Source organism: Oleiphilus sp. HI0043 (assembly GCF_001634935.1).
The window spans coordinates 1-1,105 of the sequence record NZ_LWEY01000252.1 but is presented as its reverse complement, the minus strand read 5'-3'; the positions used below and the strand labels follow the sequence as shown (position 1 = coordinate 1,105).

Annotated in this window: 1 protein-coding gene; it reads right to left on the bottom strand. The window is 46.8% G+C overall.

Features of this window, described 5'->3' with window-relative positions:
- Positions 1-954 (bottom strand): MFS transporter (locus A3729_RS03820; protein WP_156497628.1); only part of this gene is annotated, 954 nt, incomplete at its 3' end.
- Positions 955-1,105 lie beyond the last annotated feature (151 nt).

Below are 1,105 nucleotides of genomic sequence, written 5' to 3'. Positions count from 1 at the left end.
GTACTGACGCGTTAAGCTCTCACCGATCTGACCTGGAATCGCTTTCAAAGCAAATACTGTCGCTGCGATAACAATAGGTAATACGATCCACTTACTTACACCAAAACCTGAACCACCCACTTTCTCAGGAAGCATCAACCATAGGCCGAAGATTGCACAAGCAAAGCCAACCAGCAACATCATTGAAATTAAGCCGAAAGAACCAACAGGGCCAGGAATACTTGGCGAAATGTGGTCTTCACGCAAGTTATTCATACCGAACCAGCCAGCAAGTGCGAGAGGAATCAGGAAGAGCAACCACACGAAGCCTGCATTTTGAATCCATGCTTCAGTACCTGCAGGAATCTTACCGATCAAGGTACCTGAAGTATTAACTAGCGTCATTGACTCGCCGCCTAGTGCGCCGAACATGCCAACAGTCATCGCCAATGGAACCAGAATCTGCATCGTAGTAACACCAAAGTTACCCAGACCCGCATTCAAACCTAGCGCCAAGCCCTGCTGCTTCTTAGGAAAGAAGAAACTGATGTTTGACATTGAAGATGAGAAGTTACCACCACCAAAGCCAGATAGAAGCGCTAGTGCCTGGAAAACCCAGAAAGGTGTTTCAGGGTTAGACAGCGCGATACCTGTACCGGCTGCAGGTAGCATGAGTAATGCTGTGGTAAAGAAGATTGTATTTCGGCCACCCGCCAAACGGATAAAGAAGGTGCTGGGTATTCGTAGCGTTGCACCCGTCAAACCGGCAATCGCCATTAAAGTAAATAGTTGTGATTTTTCATAGGGGAAGCCCAAGTTCAACATTTGAACCGTGATGATGCCCCAATACAACCAAACCGCGAAGCCGCAAAGCAAACTCGGGATAGAAATCCACAAATTTCGGTTGGCTATTTTCTTACCGGTGGATTCCCAGAACTGCTCGTCCTCCGGATCCCATTTTTGAATATCCGACATAGAATTTCTCCCAATGTTATAAATAATGCTAAGTCACGTTCATCATGCGCAAGCCTATAAACAAGAACAATCGACTCAAGGGAGTAGGCATTTCTTCACCCTTTACTTACCCCCCAATACCTACTACTGGGTAGTACCCTTGCCAGCACCT